Annotated in this window: 14 protein-coding genes; 4 read left to right on the forward strand and 10 right to left on the reverse strand. The window is 33.3% G+C overall.

Features of this window, described 5'->3' with window-relative positions:
• Positions 1-178: 178 nt before the first annotated feature.
• From DG508_RS09240 to DG508_RS09250, 3 genes are all read right to left on the reverse strand, one after another.
• Positions 179-925: a succinate dehydrogenase/fumarate reductase iron-sulfur subunit gene (locus tag DG508_RS09240; RefSeq protein WP_103865922.1), complete on the reverse strand. Its 747-nt coding sequence runs from the start codon at positions 923-925 to the stop codon at positions 179-181.
• Positions 926-1,007: 82 nt separating this feature from the next.
• Positions 1,008-3,023: a fumarate reductase/succinate dehydrogenase flavoprotein subunit gene (locus DG508_RS09245; RefSeq protein ID WP_108867868.1), complete on the reverse strand. Its 2,016-nt coding sequence runs from the start codon at positions 3,021-3,023 to the stop codon at positions 1,008-1,010.
• Between the two features lie 13 nt (positions 3,024-3,036).
• Positions 3,037-3,696 (reverse strand): succinate dehydrogenase cytochrome b subunit, encoded by a 660-nt coding sequence (locus DG508_RS09250; RefSeq protein ID WP_108867869.1) that lies wholly within the window; start codon positions 3,694-3,696, stop codon positions 3,037-3,039.
• 208 nt (positions 3,697-3,904) lie between these two features.
• Between DG508_RS09250 and DG508_RS09255 the strand changes: the two genes are divergently transcribed.
• Positions 3,905-5,050, forward strand: a complete 1,146-nt coding sequence (locus DG508_RS09255; RefSeq protein WP_108867870.1) for a methionine aminotransferase — start codon at positions 3,905-3,907, stop codon at positions 5,048-5,050.
• 32 nt (positions 5,051-5,082) lie between these two features.
• On the opposite strand, the gene dinB is transcribed toward DG508_RS09255, so the two are convergent.
• Positions 5,083-6,189 carry a DNA polymerase IV gene (gene dinB, locus DG508_RS09260; RefSeq protein ID WP_108867871.1) on the reverse strand — a complete coding sequence of 369 codons (1,107 nt, stop codon included), beginning with the start codon at positions 6,187-6,189 and terminating at the stop codon, positions 5,083-5,085.
• Between the two features lie 118 nt (positions 6,190-6,307).
• Between dinB and DG508_RS09265 the strand changes: the two genes are divergently transcribed.
• Together DG508_RS09265 and DG508_RS09270 are read left to right on the forward strand one after the other, a co-directional pair.
• Positions 6,308-6,775 (forward strand): CYTH domain-containing protein, encoded by a 468-nt coding sequence (locus tag DG508_RS09265; RefSeq protein ID WP_108867872.1) that lies wholly within the window; start codon positions 6,308-6,310, stop codon positions 6,773-6,775.
• A 140-nt stretch (positions 6,776-6,915) separates the two neighbouring features.
• Entirely contained in the window at positions 6,916-7,821 is a 906-nt protein-coding gene (locus DG508_RS09270) for a hypothetical protein (protein ID WP_108867873.1), read from the forward strand.
• A gap of 70 nt (positions 7,822-7,891) precedes the next feature.
• Here the strand turns inward: DG508_RS09270 and DG508_RS09275 are convergent, their stop codons facing one another.
• Positions 7,892-8,293: a response regulator gene (locus DG508_RS09275; RefSeq protein ID WP_108867874.1), complete on the reverse strand. Its 402-nt coding sequence runs from the start codon at positions 8,291-8,293 to the stop codon at positions 7,892-7,894.
• On the reverse strand, positions 8,290-9,735 hold the full coding sequence (locus DG508_RS09280) for a PAS domain-containing sensor histidine kinase (RefSeq protein ID WP_108867875.1): 1,446 nt from the start codon (positions 9,733-9,735) through the stop codon (positions 8,290-8,292). Before DG508_RS09280 ends, DG508_RS09275 begins: the two co-directional genes overlap by 4 nt.
• Before the next feature lie 342 nt (positions 9,736-10,077).
• On the opposite strand from DG508_RS09280, the gene DG508_RS09285 reads away from it, so the two are divergent.
• Positions 10,078-11,799, forward strand: a complete 1,722-nt coding sequence (locus tag DG508_RS09285; RefSeq protein ID WP_108867876.1) for a CHASE domain-containing sensor histidine kinase — start codon at positions 10,078-10,080, stop codon at positions 11,797-11,799.
• 102 nt (positions 11,800-11,901) lie between these two features.
• On the opposite strand, the gene DG508_RS09290 is transcribed toward DG508_RS09285, so the two are convergent.
• The 4 genes from DG508_RS09290 to DG508_RS09305 form a co-directional block, all read right to left on the reverse strand.
• The gene (locus DG508_RS09290; RefSeq protein ID WP_108867877.1) at positions 11,902-14,208 is read right to left on the reverse strand and encodes a GEVED domain-containing protein; all 2,307 of its coding nucleotides are present in this window, start codon (positions 14,206-14,208) and stop codon (positions 11,902-11,904) included.
• A gap of 154 nt (positions 14,209-14,362) precedes the next feature.
• Positions 14,363-16,714 carry a penicillin-binding protein 1C gene (pbpC, locus tag DG508_RS09295; RefSeq protein ID WP_199912770.1) on the reverse strand — a complete coding sequence of 784 codons (2,352 nt, stop codon included), beginning with the start codon at positions 16,712-16,714 and terminating at the stop codon, positions 14,363-14,365.
• Between the two features lie 53 nt (positions 16,715-16,767).
• Complete coding sequence (locus tag DG508_RS09300) at positions 16,768-17,685, reverse strand: bifunctional metallophosphatase/5'-nucleotidase (RefSeq protein WP_108867878.1); 918 nt, start codon at positions 17,683-17,685, stop codon at positions 16,768-16,770.
• Positions 17,675-18,445, reverse strand: coding sequence for a 5'-nucleotidase C-terminal domain-containing protein (locus tag DG508_RS09305; protein ID WP_108867879.1), 771 nt, complete (start codon positions 18,443-18,445; stop codon positions 17,675-17,677). The genes DG508_RS09300 and DG508_RS09305 overlap by 11 nt, the downstream gene beginning before the upstream one ends.
• Between the last annotated feature and the right edge of the window lie 75 nt (positions 18,446-18,520).

The following is an 18,520-nucleotide window of genomic DNA, read 5'->3' on the forward strand; positions in this document are numbered from 1 at the left end:
GTTTTGTTCGAAATAAGAAATCAGGCTTCTGAATAAAAAGAGAGATCAGTGATTCATATTCAGGTCTCTTTTTGTTTTTAAATGAAGTTACAATCCTTAGAAAACAGGGTATAAAAAAAAGTCATTCTGATAAAATCCAGAATGACTTTTTTATATGCTTATTTTATAAAAGAATACCTTATCCTTTCATACTTGCTTTCATATATTCACGATTCATTCGTGCTATGTTTTCTAATGATATTCCTTTAGGACATTCAATCTCACAAGCTCCTGTATTGGTACAGTTACCAAAACCTTCTTCGTCCATTTGGTTTACCATTGCCATTACACGTTCTGTAGCTTCTACCTGTCCTTGAGGTAATAATGCAAATTGAGAAACCTTGGCTGAAGTAAACAACATAGCCGAAGCATTTTTACAAGCTGCTACACAAGCTCCACAACCAATACATGTTGCAGCATCCATAGCATCATCTGCATCCTCTTTACGAATAGGAATAGCGTTGGCATCTTGTGTATTTCCAGAAGTATTTACAGAAATATACCCTCCTGATTGCTGTATGCGATCAAAAGATGCACGGTCTACCATCAAATCTTTGATTACAGGAAATGCTTTTGCTCTAAATGGCTCTATATATATTGTATCTCCATCATTAAACTTACGCATATGTAACTGACATGTAGTAACCAAACGATCTGGCCCATGAGGCTCTCCATTAATTTGTAATGAACATGCCCCACATATTCCTTCTCTACAGTCATGATCAAATACTACAGGTTCTTCTCCTTTATTGACCAAATCTTCGTTTAACACGTCTAACATTTCTAAAAAAGACATATCACCTTCCACTCCAGAAATATTATAATCTACTAGTTTTCCCTTAGAATTAGCATCACTCTGACGCCATATTTTTAATGTAAGATTCATATTTTTAGCTTTTGGTTATCAGTTGTTTGCTGTTAGTTTAAAACAATTCAGTTTATATAAACTAACAACTATCAACCATCAACTATTTATAACTACGTGTTTTTAATTCAATATTATCGAAGATTAAATCTTCTTTATGTAATTCGGCATCTTTAGGCTCACCTTTGTATTCCCACGCAGCTACATACTTAAAGTTTTTATCATCTCTAAGAGCCTCTCCTTTTTGTTCTCCTGACTGTTCTACTGATTCTTCTCTAAAATGTCCTCCACACGATTCATTACGATGTAATGCATCTTTGGCAAACAACTCTCCTAATTCAAGAAAATCTGCTACTCTTCCTGCTTTTTCTAACTCAGGATTCATACCTTCTTTTGATCCAGGAACCTTTACATTTTTCCAGAAATCTTCTCTCAACACAGCTATTTCTTCAATAGCTTCTTTCAGATCTTTTTCATTACGAGACATTCCACACTTATTCCACATAATCTTACCTAATTTCTTATGGTAATAATCTACAGAATGTTGACCTGACCCATTCATTAATTTATCTATACGATCTTTTACCTCTTTTTCGGCCTGATCAAACTCTGGAGTATCAGTAGGAATTTTACCAGTACGGATATCATGAGATAAATAATCTCCTATAGTATACGGTAACACAAAATACCCATCTGCTAATCCTTGCATCAATGCCGAGGCTCCAAGTCTATTGGCTCCATGATCAGAGAAATTGGCTTCTCCAGCAGCATAACACCCAGGAACAGTTGTTTGTAAATTATAATCAACCCAAAGACCTCCCATTGTATAATGTACTGCAGGATATATCATCATTGGAGTAACATATGGATTTTCATCCACAATTTTTTCATACATCTGAAATAGGTTTCCATATTTACTTTCGATAACCTCTTCTCCTAATGCGGTAATTTTATCTGGTGAAGGATCATGAATACCAGAAGTCAATGCTTTTTCTTTTCCGTATCGTTGGATTGCTGATGCGAAATCTAAATATACAGCTTCTCCCGTTTTATTCACTCCAAAACCAGCATCACAACGTTCTTTTGCCGCTCTAGAAGCAACATCTCGAGGTACTAAATTACCAAATGCAGGATAACGACGTTCTAGATAATAATCTCTTTCTTCTTCTGATAATTGAGTAGGCTTTAATTTTCCTGCTCGTATTGCTTCTGCATCTTCTATTCTTTTAGGCACCCATATACGACCATCATTACGCAATGACTCTGACATCAATGTTAATTTTGACTGATGATCTCCCGAAACAGGGATACAAGTAGGGTGAATTTGAGTGTAACATGGGTTTGCAAAAAAGGCTCCTCTTCGGTGCGCTCTCCATGCTGCCATCACATTACTTCCCATTGCATTAGTACTCAAAAAGAACACATTACCATATCCTCCTGAAGCAAGCACTACTGCATGTGCAGAATGACGTTCTATTTTTCCTGTAACTAGGTCACGAGCAATAATTCCTCTTGCTTTGCCATCAACTTTTACCAAGTCTAGCATTTCATGACGATTAAAAGGTTGTATTTTTCCTCTATTAATCTGTCGATTCATAGCAGAATATGCCCCTAATAATAATTGCTGACCTGTTTGTCCTTTTGCATAAAATGTACGAGATACCAACACCCCACCAAAAGAACGGTTATCTAATAATCCACCATATTCTCTTGCAAAAGGAACACCTTGTGCAACACATTGATCAATTATATTTCCTGAGACTTCTGCTAATCTATGTACATTTGCTTCACGAGATCTGTAATCTCCTCCTTTTACCGTATCATAAAATAATCGGTAGTTAGAATCTCCATCTCCTTGATAATTTTTTGCTGCGTTTATTCCCCCTTGCGCTGCAATCGAATGCGCACGTCGTGGAGAATCAGAGTAACAAAATGTTTTTACATTATATCCAAGTTCAGCCAAAGTAGCAGCTGCACTTCCTCCTGCTAATCCTGTACCAACAACAATAACATCTATATTTCTTTTGTTGGCTGGATTAACCAGATTAATTGTGTTTTTATGTTTTGTCCACTTATCTGCCAGTGGACCTTCAGGTATTTTAGAATCTAAAATTGACATATTAGTGGTGTTTTTAATGAGTAAAATGAAGTACTACAGCAACAATAACAAATCCTAGCGGTACTCCTATTGCAAAAACCTTAGCAAATTTGGTTGCCGCAGACGAGTATTTATTATTAAATCCTACGGATTGAAATGAAGATGCAAATCCATGCCACAAATGCAACGCCAAAAATACAAATGAAAGCACATATAATCCTGTACGTACAGGGCTTTCAAATTTATGTAGTAATTCTGTATAATATCGAGTAGGATCTTCTGGTGCGAATTCTATATATTTATGTACTATCTCTGGAACCCAAAAATCATAAAAATGCAATCCTAAGAAAGCTAGAACTACCAATCCAGAATAAATCATATTTCTAGACATCCAAGAAGAATTTGCTCCTCCATTATATTTTGCATACTTGATTGCTCTGGCATTTCTGTTTTTAATTTCTAATACAAAACCCATCACAAAATGAAAAACCACTCCAAAAATCAATACTGGTTGCAGTGCAAATTGAACTAACGGATTTGTTCCCATAAAATGAGAAAGTTCATTAAATATATCTGGGCTAAAAACCGCAGTAAAGTTAATGGTAAAGTGTTGTAATAAGAAGAAAACCAAGAAAAGGCCTGAAAGTGCCATGGCTACTTTTCTCGCTATTGAAGATTTTATCAATCCACCCATTATATAAAAATGTTTAGTTAATTGGAAAACAAAAATAGGACTCACCACTGTTTTAGCCAAGCTTTAACTTGGGTTTGTTCTGCTATTTATAATGAATATAAAAAAGAAAAGGGTTTTGTTCTTAATTCTTTACTAAAACGTTTGAAATCGACAATTAAGTTTCATCAAAAAACAAAGCTTTTTTTTACATTTATATTAATTTTACCTTATGCAAAATATCAATTCCAAACTTCCAGAAGTTTCTACCACTATTTTTACAGTAATGAGTCAAATGGCCTCTCATTATAATGCTATTAATCTCTCTCAAGGTTTTCCAAATTTTGATGCCAGTTCAGAACTCATCAATCTCGTTACAAAAGCGATGCAAGAAGGGCATAATCAATATGCTCCTATGCCTGGATTTTTACCGCTAAGAGAAATTATTGCAGAAAAAAACAATACATTATATAATCGTAGTTATCACCCAGAAACAGAAGTTACAATCACCTCTGGTGCTACACAAGCTATCTTTACAATAATCGCTACATTTATCTCTTCAGGAGATGAGGTGATTATTTTTAAACCTGCTTATGATTCTTATGAACCTTCTATCTCATTGTTTGGAGGAACGGTAATTCCTATACAATTATCTTCATCTACTTATAGCGTAAATTGGGAAGAGGTTGCTTCTAAGATTTCTTCTAAAACCAAAATGATTATCATCAACACTCCTCATAATCCTAGTGGTAGTGTCCTATCAAAAGAAGATATGTTACGCTTAGAAAAATTATTAAAAGATACAGATATCATTTTATTAAGTGATGAGGTATATGAACATATTATTTTTGAAGGCCAATCACACCAAAGTGCTGCATTATATAATGGATTGGCTGAACGCGCTTTTATCACTGCTTCTTTTGGAAAAACTTTTCATACTACTGGTTGGAAAACGGGGTATTGCCTTGCTCCAAAAGAATTGATGACAGAATTCAGAAAAGTACATCAATTTAATGTGTTTTCTGGTAACAATCCCATTCAACATGCACTAGCCACCTATCTAAAGACTCCTGACAACTATCTTTATTTATCTAATTTTTATCAGAAAAAGCGAGATTTCTTTCTATCATTAATAGCAAATTCCCGTTTTAGTTTTACTCCAGCATCTGGAACCTATTTTCAATTACTAAATTATTCATCTATTACAAAAGAAAACGATATTGATTTTGCCGAAAGATTGACAAAAGAACACAAAGTTGCTGCTATCCCTGTATCTGTTTTTAATCACAATAATAGAGATGATAAAGTGCTTCGCTTTTGTTTTGCAAAAACAGAAGATACACTAAAAAGAGCGGCAGAGATTCTTTGTAACATATAGCAAGTTTACAAGGACAAAACAATTCTTTTGTTTTAGAAATCAAATCTCAATTGGATGATCTCTATCTCTTGTTTCTGTTTTTGTTTTTGTTTTTCTCGTGCTGTATTGAGATTAGAAAGTGAAATCCCTAATAAACGTACCGAGTTTTTCATTTTTTCTTGATAGAGTAATTCTTTTGCGGTCTCCAACAAAATAGTAGCATCGTTTACAAAATAAGGTAATGTTTTACTCCTGGTTTGTAAGGTGAAATCACTGTATCTAATTTTCAATGTTACTGTTCTGCCTGATACTTTACTTATTTTCAAACGTTTTTGAAGTTCTTCTGCAATACCTTCTAATCGTTCTAGCATATAAATTTCTGAGGCAATGTTTTCACTAAAAGTACGTTCTGCTGCTAATGATTTCCTTTCTCTATTTGGTTTTACTTGGCTCAAGTGTACCCCTCTTACAATACGATAATAATGCCCTCCTGATTTACCAAAATATTGAGTCAAGAATTCTTCTGATTTTGTTTTTAAATCTTTTCCTGTATAGATTCCCATTTCATACATCTTGGCTTGAGTAACTTTACCTACCCCATAGAACTTTTTCACATCCAGATCTTCCAAAAAGCCAATAACCTCTTCAGGATCTACTGTTTTTTGTCCATTAGGTTTATTATAATCACTGGCAACTTTGGCTATAAATTTATTGATCGATATCCCTGCAGAAGCGGTTAATCCTACTTCATCAAAAATACGTTTCCTAATTTCTTCTGCAATAAGTGTCGCGCTGGGATTTCCCTTTTTGTTTTCTGTAACATCCAAATAAGCTTCATCAAGAGATAATGGTTCTACCAAATCTGTATAATCAAAGAATATCTTTCTAATTTGAATTGATATCTCTTTATATCTATCGTATCGCGGCTTAACAAAAATAAGATCAGCGCAAAGTCTTCTTGCTTTTACTCCTGGCATAGCGGATCGCACACCAAAAACTCTAGCTTCATAACTTGCAGCACTTACAACACCACGTTTCCCTCCTCCTCCTACAGCCAATGGTTTTCCTTTAAGTTCAGGATTATCCATTTGCTCTACAGAGGCATAAAAAGCATCCATATCTACATGAATAATTTTTCTATGTACATCCAACTCTTCCACTTTACAAAAATAAAGGATTTAGAATGTTATTTTATTCAGTCTCTATTCATAATAGTATAAATTCCTATTATCTTTGATTTTTGTATTACAAATTTATATTACAAAAACTACCTAGTTCATGATTGAAATAGAGCGTAAATTCCTTGTAAACTCTAAAGATTTTAAAAACGTTGCTCAAAAAAACACTCGTATCACACAGGGATTTCTCAATACAGACCCTCAACGAACTGTTCGTATTCGAATAAAAGGGCAAAATGCTTTTATCACCATAAAAGGAATTAGTAATGTTTCTGGAACTTCTAGATATGAATGGGAAAAAGAAATTGATATAGCAGAGGCTGAAGAACTTTTACTTTTATGTAAAAAAGGGGTCATAGAAAAAACTCGATATGAAATAGTTTCTGAAAAACACATATATGAAGTTGATGAATTTCATGGAGAAAACCAAGGTCTTATCATTGCCGAAATCGAACTACAGGATGAAGATGAAATCTTCTTGAAACCTGATTGGCTAGGAGCAGAGGTTACAGGTGACACTAAATATTATAATTCTCAATTAAGCAACACTCCTTATACTACATGGTAAATCCTTAGTACCAACCTCTTCTGTATAACTGTCGCAAAAATCTTCTAATACCCCCCTTTTAAGAAAAAGAAAAAAATTACTCGTAAGGTTTTCATTATCAATACGTCTAAGCATCTATTGTTAACCAAAAGTTTTACACAATGTCACACAACTCAAAAAAATCCCTTCTAGGGATATTACTCTTTGTTTGCTCTTTTTTAACTTCCTTCTCTCAGATTCCAGTGGATGGATTTTATCCTCAAAAAGACTCTTTTACACTTGCTTCCAGCTACAGCTACAAGAGTTATGATCAATTTTATAGAGGTACTACTTTATCTGAAGGAAATCCTGCTGGATTAGGAGAAATCACCTCTTCTATCATTTCTATATATGGACAATATGCTATTACAAACTGGTTATCAACCACCCTTACTTTACCCTATATCAGTATCGAAAGTAAAGAAGGTGTACTTGACCCCGTTTTACAAACTGCACAAACTGATGGAGTTCAGGATTTAGGGATTTTTATAAAAGCTAAAGTTTTGGAAAAGGAATTTGATAATTCTTCAAGGATTAATCTAGGTCTGGCCTCAGGGGTTACTTTTCCTACCGGAAATTATGATGGTGCAGGAGTTCTCTCTATTGGTAATGAGGCTACAGCTATTACAGGGTCTGCTATATTTCAATACAAAACTCCGTTTCATATATTTAGTGAGTTTCAATTAGGGTATAGTCTACGAAGCAGTACTGATTTTGATATCCCAAATGCCGTTGTATACAATACCAAAATTGGATATTACAATAAGTTCTTTTATTTACATGCCCAGCTCGATATACAAAACTCTTTTTCTGGATATGATATTGGCACTCCTGAATTTGGAAATGCAGGTGGAGCTGCGATTTTACCTGAAACAGAAGTAGATTTCACAGATTTGTCTTTCGTTTTCTATATCCCTATCTACAAAAATAATATTGGTATTTCTGCTAGTTATGGAGCTACTCTAGATGGCAGAAACTATAATAAACATTCTTCTTTTTCATTTGGATTAGTGTATACTAATCAATGAAGTGTTTTAAACATTTTCAATAATAAAGATTTTCTTCCCCATCAAGCATATCAAAATGATGGGGGTAATTTCAAACACTTTCTAATAGTGATTCTAATTGATTCTCATTGATTGGCTTAATAATATATCCTGAAATTAAATCAAACTTCTTAGCCTTTTCTTTGTCTGTAGGATTATCTGAAGAAGATAAAATGTAAATAATAATTTCCTTTTTTATATCTGGAGTGATCGTAACAAACTCTTCTAGAAACTCCCATCCATCCATAACAGGCATATTAATGTCTAATAAGATCAAGTCAGGTAATTTCTCAATTTTCCCAATTCTAGATTTCATAAAATTAATTCCTTCTTCTCCATTAGAGAACACTAATAATTCTTGATTAGGACTGAGTTTATTTACAATTTTTTTTATAATAAATTGATGAATATTATCATCATCTATTAGGCATAAAATATGCTTACCTTTAATCATAATATAATATTTATGGTAAATCTGGTTCCTTTATTTGGCTCACTATCAATATCTATGGTTCCTTTTAATGCTTCTATCTGGGATTTGATTATAAAAAGCCCAAGCCCTTTGGCACTAGTATTGGTATGAAAGGTTTTTCTGAATCCAAAAACTTTTTGTTTATATTTTTTTAAATCAATTCCTAATCCATTATCCTCAAAAATTAATTGAACTCCTTTATCTATCTTTTTTGAAGAAATATAAATTACTGGTTTTCTTTGTGGGGCACAATATTTTAAAGAATTTGAAATCAGGTTAAGAAAAATGCTTCTGAGATAAGCATAGGAATAAGAGATTGTATCAATTTTAAAATCAGTATGGATCTTTGCTTGGGTTTCCATAATCTTTGCACTTAATTGTCTTTTTGTTTCTTCACATGTTTCCAATAGAGATATGTCCTGAATAGTCATATCTGTAGCTTGATTAATTTGCACTACATTGATCAAATCTTTCATAGTTTTATTTAACAATTCGGCAGAATTCTTGATCATGTTAGTGTATCCTATTTGTTCTTCGGTAAGTCTACTTTCTTCTAAAAACTTGGTCAGCATAAAGATATTAGCTACTGGTGATCTAAGATTATGAGAGGTTATGTATGCATAATCCTCTAACTGCTTATTTTTTGCTATTAATTCTTGTAATGTTGCTTCTATCTTTTGCTCTTGTTTTATTGCACTGGTAATATTTCTAGCAATCCCAAACACTTCTCCTGTATGATCTAATGCCGTAGCATTCCAATCCAACCAGATCGTTTCTCCTTTTTTGGTTATATACCGATTTCTAAAATTAAATATTGTGGTCCCATCAAATTGTTTGGCTGCCTCTGCCACTGTGTTTTGCTGATCATCAGGGTGTACAAAAAATAGATATGGTTTCTCCATCAATTCTTTTTCTGTATACCCCATAGTTTTACTCCATTGCGGATTCAGCTTTGTAAAATACCCCTCAGGGTTAGAAATTGTAATTAAATCCTGGCTTAGATTAAACAAATCCTCTAATTGTCTGTTTTTAAGTTTTAAGGCTATTAAATCCTCTTCTATAGAAGATTTTTTTGATTTTTGTTTAGTAATATCCTTGGCAATGAGTAAAAACTCATTTGTACTTCCTATTTTGGTTATGATCCACTCAAACCAAATAACATCTCCTAATTTACTAACCATTCTACTTTTAAACGGCCTAGGGTTTGCCATTTGCAGTCGACTTTCTATTGCATGTTTTGTTTTACTTCTATCTTCATAATATACCAACGTTAAATAAGGGATCGTAAGAAGTTCTTTTTTGTCATACCCCAATAAAACAGACCATTGAGGATTTGATTCAACAAAATATCCCTTATCATTTATAATTGTAATAAGATCATTGTTTAGTACACTCTTTTTTATGTATACAGAACTTGTTTTCATGAGATTAAAATTAGTAGTGAAACGATCTAATAACTTTTTTAAATAGCTATTTTTTTTAATCCACAAACATTAAAAATAGGTTTATCTGGGTAGTACATTCAAAATACTAAGAATCATAAACAATACAATCCTTGTATTAAAGTTACCATAATAACACAACATAAACAACTAGAAATCAATAATAAATGAAGAAAAAACAAACCTCTTCTTATTCAAAATACATATAATTATCACTACCTTTAAATTATTCCTATTTATGATCCTGAATTATACAAGTTTTCTATCTCATGAAAAAATCTTTTGTTTATCTTACATTCATTAACTTATTCAGCCCCTAAGTTTATGAAAAGAAAACAGCATTTTTTAAAATCCTTGATTCATTCAAAATATTTTATTCCAATTATATGGATAATAGGGCTAATCTTATCAATCATTATTGCAAGGTCATATTATATTCTTGAATCCAAAAAAATTGAAATCAAGTTCAAGAATGAGGTAGATCAATTTGCTGCCTCCCTACATAGAGAATTTGAATTAAACCTAGAGTCTTTATACACATTATCTTCTCTATTTAAATTAAACGAAGAGCCTTCTTATCAAAAATTCATCACAGAGTCACAATCTATACGTAAAAGAAATAGTAGCTTTCTAGCTTTAGAATGGGTTCCTTGGGTAAAACCAGAAATGAGATTTGATTATGAAAAAAAGCACCAACAGCGATTTCCAAATTTTAAATTTACAGAAAAAAACAATTCTAATGACTTGGTAAATGCAGCCATAAGGGATGAATATTTTCCTGTATATTATATTGACCCTTTTATAGAGAACAAAGATGCTTTTGGTTTTGATTTAGCTTCAGAAAAAGAACGATATCGCACATTAAAATCTTCTCAATTACAAGGTAAACCCCTTATCAGTGGGAATATAAAGTTAGTTCAAGAAAAAATAAACCCTGAAGGATGTTTAGCTTTCCTTCCTATTTTTCACGAAAACGAACACAATACCACCTTTAGCCCAAAAAATCTTAAAGGATTCGTTATTGGTGTTTTTAAATTTTCGAAAATATTTGAAGCTGCTAACAACACCAATATTTCTCAAGAAATTCTAATACAATTAATTAATCAAAATAGTGAAACTCCTAATGATACTTTGTTTACCTATCAATCAACAAAAACAAATACTCATAATGGCTACACTCATCAATTTAATTTACCCGCTTTATGGGGTAAAAAATGGATATTGAAGGCCCATTCTACAAACATGTATATACAAAAGGAAAGGACATCTCATCCTTTAATTATTTTGATTACAGGAATAATCTTTACATCTTTATTTGTGTTACTCTTTTATTCTTTTTTCAAAAGAAATACACAACTTACACAACTTAATGCCATGAAATCAAAATTCTTGTCTTTAATATCTCATGATGTAAGAGGAGGAATTGGAAGTATTGATGTTCTTTTAAAACTAATATTAGAGGATTATGAGGGGTATAGTAAAACAGAATTAAAAGAAATCATTAAATCTCTGGAACAAAACACAAATTCTATCCATCTCACGTTGGAAAACCTCATCAGCTGGTCTAAAAATGATTTACTAGCATTAAAGCCTGAGAAATCATTGTTTAGTATTACTGAATTGTTTGATAATATTACTGAGTATTTTCAACCTATTATAACTCTAAAAAATTTAAATTTCTCTGTAAAGTATAACACTAAGGATACGTATATTCATGCTGATAAAAATATGATCTTGGCTAGTTTGAGGAATATTGTCTCTAATGCGATAAAATATACTCGAAAAGGAGGGGAAATCCGAATAAAATTAGATCAATCAAAAAAGAAACATATTATAGAAATTGAAGATACTGGGGTTGGAATGGACTCTATTGAATTAAAAAAACTCTTTGAATATAGTAAGACACATAAAAAAGAAGGTACTGTAGGAGAAAGTAGTACAGGAATAGGTTTAATGATTACTAAAGAGTTTTTAGATATGAATAATGCCAAGGTTCAAGTAGAAAGTACTCCTGGCAAAGGAACAAAATTCAAAATTCGTATCTAGTATCTATTTATTTCTGAAAAGTTTGAATAAAAAATCAGACTTCTTGATCACACAAGAAGTCTGATTATATTTTGAATATTTACACACTAACTTCTGTAAAAATTATTGTTTTATAAAGCGTTTTGTATTTTGAATATTTCCATCAGTAAACTTCAAGAAGTAAACTCCTTTTTTCAGAGTACTAACGTCGATTGTGGATTTCATCTTACCACTAACCCTCATAATAGTTTTTCCTAATACATCTAACACAGAATAAGATACTTCTTCTGATTGTGTATTGAATGATATATTTAATACATTGCCAGTAACTGGATTAGGGTATATCGTCACATTATTCTTCTTTGTAGCGAATGTTGCATTGTTTCTTGCAGCCCCACCAATGATAACTGTATAATCTTCTACCTCTCCATAATTAAAGGATCCACAAGCAGAAGGTGCATTTCTATATCTCAAAATAACCCTCATTCTTGTACTGCCATCTACTGCAGTAGCAGGTACTGTAAAACTACCGCTTACTGTAGCACTTTGTGTTGCTGATTGTGTCCAGACTTTCTCTCCTGCATCAGTAAAATCACCATTTTGATTGTAATCTATCCATACTCCATAGGCTTCTCTATATTTTCTTCCTGTCCAAGTAGGTGTTACAGTAATGGTATGCGCACTTCCTTTGGATAAGGCTGTAGCTTCGGCAGTAAAATCACTATACCCGCCACTTCCTGCTGCTGAAGTTTTATCCAAAGTACCTAACTGAACTCTACCTATATATTCATCTGATGTATTATTACCATTGGCTGCGCAATAATTTGTTACTCCTCCATCTGTGGTAGTCACATTAACTGTATTACTAAATCCAGAGTTATTTCCTGCCGCATCCTTTGCTTTTACTTTAAATTGATATGAGGTATTAGCTGTTAACCCTCCTATAGCAGCAGATGTTCCTGTAACAGTAGTCACTACGGTATTGCCTTGATATATATCATACCCTGTTACTCCTGTATTATCTGTAGATGCATTCCAAGATAATGACACAGAAGTACTGGTTATATTGGATGCGCTTAACCCAGAAGGAGCAGAAGGAGCCTGTGTATCTCCACCACCGTTCCCAGGATTATATCCATCTACTATTTTTGTAGCACATCCAGGAGCAAGCCATTGGCAGATATTAGGATAACTTACTGATAATCTACCGTACCAATCTCCTGAATTATTTCCACATGCGGCATAACCACCATGTAGCTGACCTACAATTCTTTTATTTTGATCAAAAAGTGCAGAACCAGAAGATCCTCCTTCTGTAGTACCATCATCCCAATCTGTAACTTCCCAATGCGTAGTTCCTGCTCCTCCTAAATATGCAGTAGCAGAAGAAGGGTTATTATCAAATGATATTTTTTTCACATCTCCTGCTGGATGATGAATTCCTGTTGTTTTGGTTGGAATATCTCCTGTGGCATCCCATCCTGAATAATATACATTATAAGTTGATGGTGGTGTAGAAGACAATTTTAATAATGCATAGTCAGAATTTGGGCCACTATTCATCATTTGAGAGCCTGACACTGATTGACTTGTAGATCCATCTGAACTGGTAGTACAACCAGGGGATTCATAATTAAAAACAAATACCCAATTTGTTACATTTTGACCAGAAGTACAATGGTTTGCTGTAAGAAAGTAAGGAGTGCCATCATTTGATGCGTTATTAATCAATGATCCTGAGCACCATCTAGTCCCATTACCTAAAATTATTAATGCAACAGATCTTATTTGATCTCTCCAAGGATCTCCTTCTGCGCATACAACATTATTATTACAAGATCCCGAGCTACCAAAATCTTTTGCCATACGCATGACTCCTTTATAATCATGAGCAACGGTTGAAATAGTCAAACTAGGTGTTTTTTTAACACTCGCTGGCTGAAAATATTCTAAAATTATTTTATCTCCTCTTACAGGAGCTAATCCTAATCGTTTTGAGCTTTTGTTATTAGCTGCTGTAAACGCTCCTCTAACATCTGATTTATCACTATTATATACAAATAGTTTAGCACCTTGAGGAATCTCAAAATCAGAAAATGTAAGATTGAGTGATAGTGCGCCTTTAGATTCGATTGCTATCAACCAATATTTATCTCCATTTGGGCTTGTATACCATCTACCAGAATTTTTTGTATTCAGGTTTGTTTTATGTGGATATGCAAAACGCATAGGCACATCTTTTCCTGATTCCTGTTCATCTTCTTTACGTATTTTGGCCATATCTAATTTAGGTAACGTAACAACAGGAAATTGATCGGATTTTGAAACAGTTTGACTTGAGAATGAAGGCTCACCGCCCTGGCCTATTTGTGAATAGCCACTAATACTTGAGCATATTACTATGACAAGCAATAAAGTTATATTCTTCATTGTTTTTGGTTTAAAGAGTTAAGTTTAAAATAAAGAAGTTAGTTTGTAAATATTATTTCTAAGATAATAAGACATTCACAGAGGATATAAACAATATCTGCTTTTTAACACAAGATTGCTATACTTTAACTTTTCATTTATACGAAAAGCTTATTCAAATTTTAATTTCTATTCTTCTTTTCTTTTCGTTCCCTTTTTCATCCAATATCGTGATCACATGTATTCCAGGTTTTGGAGATACTGGCATTTCATGAAATTGTTTTGTAGTTCCTACAAATTGGTCATCGATATACCAAAACACACGAGTTTCAGGATTTGTATGTGCTATTTTAAGGATGATCTCATTGGTTTTACCATCAAATCCTTTGGGTAAATAAACACTGCTATTTGCTTTTGGAAAGATAAAATCCATCGATTCCTGAGATTCCTTATTACAATCTAATCGATAGGGTGGCAACGATCTGTAATTGGTATTATTTGTCTTAAAAAAATACTCCTGCAATGGTGGTAATACAAACCACGATTCGTGAATAATATTGGCTACAGGTTCACAAGAAGAATTAACACGATATTGTCTTGTAGCATCGAGATGAATTAATTGATGATACGGACAAGGGTTTGTTTTTACAGCAGAAACAGGTACATACATCTGTTTTATTGGGCAATTATTTCCTGCCAAAAAACCACTTTGAGCGCAAATGTTGACTTCTACAAGATCATCATAAGGAACAGGAAACCATTTTGAATTTGGCAATAAGTTAAATACATCAAATAGCACTGGTGCTGCCGAATTAAGCCCTGTGAGTTCTGAGCGCCCTTCTCCATCTGCATTTCCTATCCAAACACCTACTACATATTTCTGGCTTGCTCCTATAGCCCAAGCATCTCTGTTTCCATAACTGGTCCCAGTTTTCCATGCAATTTCTCTAGAAGAATCATAAAACTCCCAAGCTTCGTCACCTTCTGGCCTATTTACTTTTTTCATTGCCTCAAAAGTTAACCATATACTTCCTGCTCCAAATACAGGTTTTTGCTTTACCTTTTTACCAAAACTCACTTTCTGTCCAGCAACCATGATAGGGCTTACAAATTCTTGGGTATAGTACTCACTAGAAGTACTCTGATAGTGATTTAATGTTCCTGCAAAACCTGCATATGTTTTACACAAATCCCAAAGACTACCTTCTGCTCCACCCACAATTAATGATAATCCATAATGATCAGCTCCATATTTTAAATCTTTGATTTGAAACGCATTCATTTCATCCCTAAAACGATGTAATCCATACTGCTGTAATAACCGAACAGCTGGAATGTTTAAGGATCGGGCCAATGCTCTATTTGCTGGTACTGCACCACTATATCCTTCATCAAAATTTTTAGGACTATATCCAGAAATGACTGTAGGAATATCTGAAACCAGTTGTTCTGGCAATAGTTCTCCTTTATCCATCATAGCTGCATATAACAATGGCTTTAATGTACTTCCTGTACTTCGTGCTGCCTGTATTATATCCACATCTTTTTGGTGAGTGTTATCTGTTGGAGTATTCCCTACATAGCTTATTACTTCTCGGCTATCAATATCCAACACCAAAACCGCCATGTTATGCACTTCATTTTGTCTCAAAAGTTCATGATGCTTTTTGACTACTCTATTTACTTGTTTTTGTAGTATTGGGTTGATGGTTGTTTGTATCCTCTTACTACCATGATCTTTTGCTAATCGATCCAGCATATGAGGAGCTACTTGTGGTAAAGGAAATGGCTTTTCGGGTAGAGTCTCGCTTATTGACAATTCATAAGTAAGAGAATCAATTACTTTTTCTTGTAAGAGTGTCTGTAATAACCTATTTCTTTTTTGACGTAATCTAAGTTGATTCTTTCCTGGATAGATAAGCGATGGGGCATTGGGTAACACTGCCAGTGTTGCACTTTCTGCCCAAGATAATTGATGTGTAGGTAATCCAAAGTACCGCCATGCAGCCATATCGATTCCTACTACATTTCCTCCAAACGGAGCATGAGAAGCATACAATTTTAGAATATCTGTTTTAGAAGTACCAAATTCTAAGCGTGTGGCAAGAATTAATTCTTTAAACTTTTCTATATAAGTTCTTTTTTTTCCTTTTCGCGCCAAACGAATGACCTGTTGGGTTATAGTACTTCCTCCTCTTACTACTTTTCCTGCTTTAATATTTTGGATAACAGCCTGACTCATTGCAACTGGATTAAAGCCAAAATGACGAAAAAACTGTTGATCTTCAAAAGCGATAATACATTGCTTAAATTTTTCAGGAACACTGTCTGTCTCAGGAAAACGCCACTGCCCATCGATTGCTATTTTAGCTCCCAACAACTCTCCTTGTCTCGTTTCTATGACGGTAGCAGTAGGAGTTTCAAATAATGGGGTTGGCAAAGAAAAATAATACCAAATTAATAGTATGCCAAAAACTACAAAACGTTTTGGATGAGCTTGAATATAGTGTTTGACATTTTGAAACAATAGTGACTATGATTTATAAGACATTTTAATTTTTGATCCACAAGCAATTTAGACTAAACTGCAATAGATTTACCTTCTATTATTTTATTACCTGAAGCATCGAAATAAAAATCAATCTGTCCCATATATACTCCACTTTTTCCACACTGATTGATTACTACTTTTTCTCCTACTAAATTATCTACAATAACAGGTTTAGGAAGCAAGGTATGAGTATGCCCTCCTATTATTAAATCAATATTTTTTGTGCTTTTTGCCAAATTAAGGTCTGAAACATTATTAGGGGAATTTTTGTAATCATATCCGATATGAGATAGACAAATAACAAGATCACATTGTTCCTCCTCTTTCAACACTTTACTCATTTCTTGAGCCATCTCTATAGGGTCTGAGTATTGAGTTTCTTTATACAAATTCTTACTCACTAACCCATCTAATTTAATTCCTAATCCAAAAACCCCAATTTTTACACCTTCTTTAATTAAAATTTTATAGGGTTTTACCAAACCTTCTAATACTGTATTTTTAAAATCATAATTAGCAGACACAAAATCAAAAGTAGCATTGGGTAACTGACTCAATAATCCATCGATCCCATTATCAAAGTCATGATTCCCTATTGTTGCTAAGTCATAATTAAGTTTTGACATAAGCTTAAATTCTATTTCTCCACCAAAGTAATTGAAATAAGGCGTTCCTTGAAAAATATCTCCTGCATCTAGTAATATAGTATTTGGATTTTCTTGTCGCACTTGCTCTATAATAGAAGCTCTTCGTGCAAAACCTCCTAGTCCTGGGTATTTGTAATGATTATTGGGCAACGGATCTATTTGACTATGCACATCATTGGTATGTAGCACCGTGATTTTCTTGGGTTTTGGTGTCATGCATGATGTTACACTCAATCCACCCAATCCAGCAAAAGCGGTTGCTGATGCTATTTGCTGTATAAATACTCTTCTATTCTGCATACTTCATTCTTTTATCCAGTTCTACTTGTAATGTGTCTACTGATTTGAAGTAATCAATCAGTGCATTTCTAAGCTTATAGTTTGTTTTATATAATTGAATAGGGTTTTTAAAAAAATCCATCCTGTCTCCTCCTTGTTGTAAATAATCTGTGGTAAGCACAAGGTATGTTTTATCTTCTTGCAAGGGTTGATCATTAATTTTTACTTCTATTGCTTCTTTTGAAGCTTTTACAATACTTAGTTTCAAGTTTGCAATGGGGTGAGCTCTTTGTGCATATGCCAAATATGCTGTCAATTCTTTTACTTTTTCATAGGACAACTCTGCAACTACTAACTCATTTTCAAAAGGCATCACTTGATAAGCAGTTCTGGCTGTTACTGGTCCTTTGAGTATAGGTGCTCGCATACCACCGTAATTTAACAAAACAAAATCTATTTCTTTAGTATACTTTTTTTCAAAAACAGGTTTTGTTTGTTTCAAAGAAATATCTGCCATCAGATTACCCAATGTGCTTTCTAATGGGTTATCATTTTTGGTAAAATCAGCAATAGCTACACAAAGTGTGGCATCTAATGTTTTATTAAGGTGAGTTCTAAAAGGCTTTATGAATGAATCTATAGCTTTGTCTTCTACTATTGTAGAATCTATTTTTTTTTGAATTGTTGAAATCTTACTTACAGAAATTGATTCCTGCTTACAGGAATAACTACTTCCTATAAGTAAAACACTTAATACAGATATAAAAAATTTACTATTCATTACTTTTTAACGTTTGAACAATGGTACTAAAAAAAACAATATATCGGTTTATGATTAGGTTAAAAAACCTACTAG

This window comes from Aquimarina aquimarini (assembly GCF_900299535.1).
In the GTDB taxonomy this organism is placed as follows: Bacteria; Bacteroidota; Bacteroidia; order Flavobacteriales; family Flavobacteriaceae; genus Aquimarina; species Aquimarina aquimarini.

Bases quoted from the DNA above. Each gene is read 5' to 3' on its own strand.
- DG508_RS09240 (WP_103865922.1), bottom strand. From the start codon at position 925: ATGAATCTTACATTAAAAATATGGCGTCAGAGTGATGCTAATTCTAAG.
- DG508_RS09245 (WP_108867868.1), bottom strand. From the start codon at position 3,023: ATGTCAATTTTAGATTCTAAAATACCTGAAGGTCCACTGGCAGATAAG.
- DG508_RS09250 (WP_108867869.1), bottom strand. From the start codon at position 3,696: ATGGGTGGATTGATAAAATCTTCAATAGCGAGAAAAGTAGCCATGGCA.
- DG508_RS09255 (WP_108867870.1), top strand. From the start codon at position 3,905: ATGCAAAATATCAATTCCAAACTTCCAGAAGTTTCTACCACTATTTTT.
- DG508_RS09265 (WP_108867872.1), top strand. From the start codon at position 6,308: ATGATTGAAATAGAGCGTAAATTCCTTGTAAACTCTAAAGATTTTAAA.
- DG508_RS09270 (WP_108867873.1), top strand. From the start codon at position 6,916: ATGTCACACAACTCAAAAAAATCCCTTCTAGGGATATTACTCTTTGTT.
- DG508_RS09275 (WP_108867874.1), bottom strand. From the start codon at position 8,293: ATGATTAAAGGTAAGCATATTTTATGCCTAATAGATGATGATAATATT.
- DG508_RS09280 (WP_108867875.1), bottom strand. From the start codon at position 9,735: ATGAAAACAAGTTCTGTATACATAAAAAAGAGTGTACTAAACAATGAT.
- DG508_RS09285 (WP_108867876.1), top strand. From the start codon at position 10,078: ATGAAAAGAAAACAGCATTTTTTAAAATCCTTGATTCATTCAAAATAT.
- DG508_RS09290 (WP_108867877.1), bottom strand. From the start codon at position 14,208: ATGAAGAATATAACTTTATTGCTTGTCATAGTAATATGCTCAAGTATT.
- DG508_RS09300 (WP_108867878.1), bottom strand. From the start codon at position 17,685: ATGCAGAATAGAAGAGTATTTATACAGCAAATAGCATCAGCAACCGCT.
- DG508_RS09305 (WP_108867879.1), bottom strand. From the start codon at position 18,445: ATGAATAGTAAATTTTTTATATCTGTATTAAGTGTTTTACTTATAGGA.